This is a genomic window from Catenulispora pinisilvae (genome assembly GCF_015356865.1).
Lineage (GTDB): Bacteria > Actinomycetota > Actinomycetes > Streptomycetales > Catenulisporaceae > Catenulispora > Catenulispora pinisilvae.
In genome coordinates, this window is the sequence record NZ_JAAFZA010000628.1 from 1 (window position 1) to 383 (window position 383).

The window sequence follows — 383 nt, forward strand, 5'->3', positions numbered from 1 at the left end:
GGTTGGTGGCGCGTGGCGCGGTGAAGGCGCGGGTGGCCGACGAAGGCGTTGCGGCGGCGGGGGCGAGGGCGGCTAGTGAAGGCGTGGCGAAGGCGGGGGCCGCTGACGAAGGTGCAGCGGCGGACGGAGGCGCGGCGGCGGACGCCTCGGTCGCGAGGGTGAGGCCGGTGACGGCGGTCGCGAAGGCGGTGAAGGCGGCGGTGGCGGCGCGGCGCTTGGCTCTGGTTCCCATGTGATTCCCCTGGTCACGAAGGTGATTCCGATGCGCGACGCCGTGTGGCGCCGCCGGATGCGTACTACCGTAGGGGATTGCAGAGACTCTTTGCAAACAGTTCTGCAAAGGGGCTCTGCGGTTTTGCGGGCCGGGTTGGGGCTGCGTGGGG

At 71.5% G+C, this 383-nt stretch carries 1 protein-coding gene; it reads right to left on the minus strand.

The window, feature by feature from the left end; genetic code table 11:
- On the minus strand, positions 1–232 hold a 232-nt coding region (locus IZR01_RS49655), incomplete at its 3' end, for a hypothetical protein (protein WP_194927938.1).
- Positions 233–383: the final 151 nt, after the last annotated feature.